Annotated in this window: 7 protein-coding genes and 1 pseudogene; 4 read left to right on the forward strand and 4 right to left on the reverse strand. The window is 51.0% G+C overall.

Features of this window, described 5'->3' with window-relative positions; genetic code table 11:
* Window positions 1–248 precede the first annotated feature (248 nt).
* The 3 genes and pseudogenes from HAP95_RS09580 to HAP95_RS09590 form a co-directional block, all read right to left on the reverse strand.
* Window positions 249–590, reverse strand: coding sequence for a hypothetical protein (locus HAP95_RS09580; protein ID WP_215884007.1), 342 nt, complete (start codon window positions 588–590; stop codon window positions 249–251).
* 102 nt (window positions 591–692) lie between these two features.
* Window positions 693–1100 carry a DUF4168 domain-containing protein gene (locus tag HAP95_RS09585; protein ID WP_215884008.1) on the reverse strand — a complete coding sequence of 136 codons (408 nt, stop codon included), beginning with the start codon at window positions 1098–1100 and terminating at the stop codon, window positions 693–695.
* Between the two features lie 838 nt (window positions 1101–1938).
* A pseudogene (locus HAP95_RS09590) lies at window positions 1939–2127 on the reverse strand (Tn3 family transposase); the annotation flags it as partial.
* A gap of 386 nt (window positions 2128–2513) precedes the next feature.
* Here HAP95_RS09590 and HAP95_RS09595 point away from each other — a divergent pair.
* The 4 genes from HAP95_RS09595 to HAP95_RS09610 all read left to right on the forward strand — a co-directional run bounded on the left by HAP95_RS09595 (window position 2514) and on the right by HAP95_RS09610 (window position 4154).
* The gene (locus HAP95_RS09595) at window positions 2514–2750 is read left to right on the forward strand and encodes a hypothetical protein (RefSeq protein ID WP_215884009.1); all 237 of its coding nucleotides are present in this window, start codon (window positions 2514–2516) and stop codon (window positions 2748–2750) included.
* A 115-nt stretch (window positions 2751–2865) separates the two neighbouring features.
* Window positions 2866–3186 carry a hypothetical protein gene (locus HAP95_RS09600; protein WP_215884010.1) on the forward strand — a complete coding sequence of 107 codons (321 nt, stop codon included), beginning with the start codon at window positions 2866–2868 and terminating at the stop codon, window positions 3184–3186.
* A gap of 478 nt (window positions 3187–3664) precedes the next feature.
* Window positions 3665–3859 (forward strand): type II toxin-antitoxin system RelB family antitoxin, encoded by a 195-nt coding sequence (relB, locus tag HAP95_RS09605; protein ID WP_142090178.1) that lies wholly within the window; start codon window positions 3665–3667, stop codon window positions 3857–3859.
* A 1-nt stretch (window position 3860) separates the two neighbouring features.
* Window positions 3861–4154, forward strand: a complete 294-nt coding sequence (locus HAP95_RS09610; RefSeq protein WP_065957927.1) for a type II toxin-antitoxin system RelE/ParE family toxin — start codon at window positions 3861–3863, stop codon at window positions 4152–4154.
* Between the two features lie 336 nt (window positions 4155–4490).
* On the opposite strand, the gene HAP95_RS09615 is transcribed toward HAP95_RS09610, so the two are convergent.
* The coding region (locus HAP95_RS09615; RefSeq protein WP_215884011.1) for an IS630 family transposase at window positions 4491–5235 on the reverse strand (745 nt) is incomplete at its 5' end.

Raw genomic sequence — 5235 nt, forward strand, 5'->3', positions numbered from 1 at the left:
GCACGCAGCAACAACAGCAGTAATCAGTAGTTTCGGGCGTTTCAACAGGGTTTTCGGGCGACTATTCGCCATAGGACTCTCCTTAAGAATCGTGATATTGCAGTATGCATAAAGGGACCCCAAACAGAGGGCCATAATTGACGCTTTCCTTCGTTTTACGTAGCAATGCAACAGGCATAGTGGACGCTTAACGATTCAGGTCTCAGCCCATCGTCGCCACGATCTCAAAACACGCTGCCATGACTGGGTTAGTTCAGATGATGATTATTGTTGATGACCTCCCAATGGCTTCCGCCCGGTTTCCCGACTTCGATCATCTGAATTTGACCGTTACTGATCATGGAGCATCGATAAATCAGACCGTGCAAATGTCTGCACTGATTGATTTTTGTTTCTTTGACTTCCTGATCAATATGCTGCATCTGACTCTTGGTAATATTCATGTCCATGTTGTTGTCTTTAATGGCGCGGATAATATCTGCTTTTTTGAGTGCCCGACGTACATCCTGATGGCTAGGTCCGAAGGAACATCCAGACAGTCCGATAACAGTAAAAAGCAACAAAAAAGAGAGTGTTAAAATGTTTTTCATTAAGATTTTGGATAAAAGATAGAATAGGGCCGAAAATAACCGTCAGAGATGCCGTGAATGGTATCCCTGACGTTCCATGATTTACCAATCAAGGTAGTGCGACTATGCACCAGACTTGATAGCGGCCTCGACCTTTTGAGCGAACTGTGGATCGCTATGGGCTTTTCTCATGAGCATCTCATAAGTACTTGCGGAGAGATCGTTTTTGGCCAGAATTCCGTGAACATCCTTTGCATAGGTCTGTTCAAGTGCCTGTTGCTTGGCTTTGCTTACGCCTTTTTGCATGGCTTCACCACGCATTTTGGAACTCAGGGGCTCGATTTCCCGCAGAGCAGAAGCAAAATGCATGATTTCAGCGTTACTCACCGCAGGGCCCGCCTGAGGTGCAGAGGGCATCATTGGCTGGGAGCCGGACTGCGCTCCCGCTTGCGGCGCTCCGGAAGTCATAGTCGGTGTAGACGCACCGTTCTGCATCGCCGGTGAGGACGGTTGGGGTTGAGTGGTGGACATGGGGCTGCTCATGCTTGCAAAAGCAACGGATGTGCTGAACACGAATATTCCCAGTGCTGTTATTACATTAGTCTGAATGCTTTTCAATAGTTCATCTCCCTTTTGGGTGAAAGAAAAGAGCATGGATTATGCTCGTAATTGCTTGAGTCAAATTGCACAAGCGTTTTTACGGTAACAACAGATAATCTGTATTGTCAAATAAATGAACCCAACTTAACAAGCATTGAAAATGCTCAAAAAATAAGCGTTGCGCATATTCAACATCGAGCCAGAAAAAACATTAATTTTTATAGGAAAAATCTTCTGTTATTTAACAAAAATCTGATATACAACATTAATATTTGTTTTATTACCACACTAAGAGAAGTGATTTGTTTCGCATCTGATCAGGCGAGCAATCCTTTCTGTTTCGTACTTGCTGTCCTTCGCCCGTGTAGCTGAACTGCTGACATGATCCATGGGTGATCATCGTTCCTAAATATACGGCAATTCATGAGCAACGCACTCTACGATCAGCATAAATTGCGTTTGCGGATGATCTTGCAGAGACAAGACCATCCGGTGACTAATCGTTATGATGCTTTGACTGGCGGTTGATTAGGATTCGGTTGAGTCGCTGGTTGCCCTCCGGGGGATTGACCAGAGGCTGAGGCCCCATGCTGCATGGAGTATGAGTGTGACTGCCCCTTAGAATGGTATGCTGGGGTCGCGGCATTTGCCGATGGCTGTCCTCTGTAAGGATGGGCAGAGGGGGAGGCGCTATGCTGCATGGAGTGTGAGGATGATTGTCCCTGCGGTTGATATCCTGGGGTCGCCGCATTGGCAGGTTGTTAAACAGCCTGAACTTGCCTGAGCCGATCTTGGCGCTGCTGCGCCAGAGGTAAGTCGCCGGTCAGGTTGATGTGCTCCCAGCTGAGCGGCGACAAGTATTGCAACAGCGCGTCATCGACGGCATGTCCATTGCCGCGCAGCGCATGCGCGCCCGCTCCAGATAAACCGTGTTCCACAGAACGACAGCCGCCGTTACAGTGGGAAAGACCTCGTCTTTGGTAGGAGGAACCAATCGTGAGAACACACAGAAAAAGCGGGCCGCGCAATGGTCCATTCGCTTTTATTCACATTCAAACGCGCTTTAAGGCGCATCGCTATGCCGGTTATTGCAGAATCCACCTGCCTGGTGCCTCCTGCTCCAAGTGGTGTGCACCTGGCCGTTATATCGATACTCGGCACAGGGGTTGCACCTTAAGACGACAGGTATGGCTCAAACACCAAGGCCTTCGCCGATTGGCCCATCGTCAATGGCATCAGAGTATCCCCTGGGGGAGATTGAAAAAATGGGGAATAATGGGGCTGCACGACACACGACTGCTCTAATTCATGAGAGCGTTGAGAACGATGGTCCCAGGAGAAAAAATGGAATACGCGCAATTCAAAATAGGGGAATCTTTCAAAACGGCAACAGGCACCTGGCGATGCACGGATGTAGGCACCCGAACCATCGCTGCCATCCATATAGCATACGCGGACGGCAGCCCTGTTTGTGCGGATCCATCGTGGTTCAATGGACCGCCCTATGCGGTCGTTGAAGAAGTTTTCGATGCCTATGATTTTGGTGGATGCTACACCATGGATGATCCGGAGCCGTTCTGAGCAACAGACCAGATCACCAAGAAGAAATTATTCGGGGAGAATATGTGCCACAGCGTAAAAAAGATCCGGGAAAGGAGGACGTCATGAAGTAACGACTCACAGCAGGAGAAACTTCATGTCGAAAACCATTCGGCGGCGTAGCGCCCGATACGAATATCGTTGGGTATTGTCGGATTGGGTCAGTTTGCCCTCAAGATCTTTGCTGCGGCAGCGGATTGCCCCGCATTCATCAGAAGGGCGGAAACGATTGGCCAAATTTCACTCAGACAGCCAGCGCACCATGAAGATGGTACCCTCGTACTTCCGGCGGATTTGCAATCGGAAAAATCGGCGGGAAAACCAGCAGATACTCCGTCGTTTTTCCCGCGTGGGAGATTGGGATGGTGGCCCCGTCATGGCGCCAAATAAATCCAATGTGCTGTTGTATTGGTGGTGAGACGGTTGTTTCACACAAGGGGCTCACCGCAGAAGGACGCGCCACAATCCGCTCCTGAATATGCGGCTACTTCAGTAAACGGGAGTGAATCATTCCGGGGGTCGGCGTCACTGATCTGTTTTCCATCGTTTTTCGGAAATCGGCGGTTTGTGGCTCAGCCCCCCAGAATCGGCCATAAACCCACCCGCTAACAGCGCGCAAGGGGGAAACGGCGGCATTGATTCGACAGCAGGTCCAGAAAACCCGACGGCAGCATCACTATGTGCCGGTAAATGCCCCGTAATGGGGAGAATTCCCATACGTTCTTTCAGGACCCGACGGATGCAGGCGCCTCTTGTCATCTCTCGGGATGCTTGTGAGTAGCAGGATGATTTCCTGCCAATCCAAAAACCGTCTAGTATAAGCGTTAAGGGCTAAGTGGGGGGGCAAGTGGATGCTTGTCCTGCACTGATGATCGATACTCAGAGGAGTACCTGGAATGCATGCCGTCTTACCTTCTATCCTTTCCGAATTTGAAACCGCTGATCAGGAGGCGAGTTACACAACCTGGTTGCGTACCAAGGTTGCGTCAAGCCTGGCAGATAAGCGACCCGGCATTCCACATGACGCGGTGATGGCCGAAATGGACGCCATCATCGCGGAAGCGGAAACCGACGCGCCAAGGAAAGGTTAATTTGTTACCCATTATCTGGCGAGCCTCCGCTCGCGATGACCTGGCGAATATTCTTCGCTACATCGCCAACGAGAATCCATCTGCCGCACGACGGATGAAACGCCTGTTGGAAGAATCTATCTTGCCCACTGCGGAGCATCCCTACCTGTATCGTCAGAGCGAGCGCATTCCTGGTCTGCGCGAGATCGTTGCCCATCCGAACTATGTCGTTTTCTATCGGGTGGCAACCGCCAGTATTGAGGTGGTGAATGTGGTGCATGCCCGCCGCGAATTCCCGGTCTCTACTCAAAAATGAGCAGACTCACCGTAATGTCTGATAATCGGCCCTCCTGGGTGACAGAAGAACCGAGCAAAATCGGGCGATCTGCCGTTCATGGTTTTGGGACTACGAGACAGAATGGTGCATTGTGTCTCGCCTACAATCCACAGGGAGATCCTCCCATGTTATCCGACATGCATCCCTGTTACACGGCATATCAGTAGCGTCGAATTCTCGTTATGCAACAAGTGAAACTCCCTCTCAGACCTGCGAATAACCAAGAACTCGCATTTTGCGAGTCGCTCACCCGCAGCAACATGAGCGCGTACCTCGCAACAAGAAAAATTCCGTGGGATACGGCTCGCTTTGTTGCTAGTGTAGTGTTGCATTCTGTTTACTGCTTAAGTGGCTGTTGGCGCGAATGACCTTTTGCAGGATGTCGCGGGCGGTTTTGGTCCAGATGAAAGGTTTGGGATGGGTGTTGTGGTGATCGATGTATCCCTCAATGGCCTGGATGAGTTCAGACACACTGGTGAACACCCCACGACGTAACCGCTGGGTCGTGATATCCCGAAAGAAACGCTCGACCATGTTGCGCCAGGATGCCGAAGTGGGCGTGAAGTGCATGTGAATACGCGGGTGCTTGTCGAGCCACGCCTGTACTACCGGATGTTTATGGGTCGCATAGTTGTCGGCAATCAAATGCAAGGCCGCGTCCTTGGGCGTCTGCCGATCAATTTTCTTCAGGAACTTCAGCCATTCCACATGGGTATGCCGCTGTTGACACTGCCCGATGACCTGACCATCCAGCACGTTGAGTGCGGCAAACAAGGTCGTGGTACCATTACGCTTGTAGTCGTGGGTCATCGTTTCTGCGCGTCCCTTTTTGAGGGGGAGTCCCGGTTGGGTCCGGTCCAGGGCCTGTACCTGGCTTTTTTCATCCACGCAGAGCACCAAGGCATGTTCCGGGGGAGACATATATAACCCCACAATATCTTCCAACTTCTCCACAAAATGCGGATCACGTGACACTTTGAAACCACGCAGCAGATGGGGCTTGAGGCCATGCTTGCGCCAATGCCGCGACACACTGGCGGCACTGACACCCAGTTCTGCC

Origin of the sequence: Acidithiobacillus sulfurivorans (assembly GCF_018853815.1) — a bacterium.
GTDB classification, from domain to species: Bacteria; Pseudomonadota; Gammaproteobacteria; order Acidithiobacillales; family Acidithiobacillaceae; genus Acidithiobacillus; species Acidithiobacillus sulfurivorans.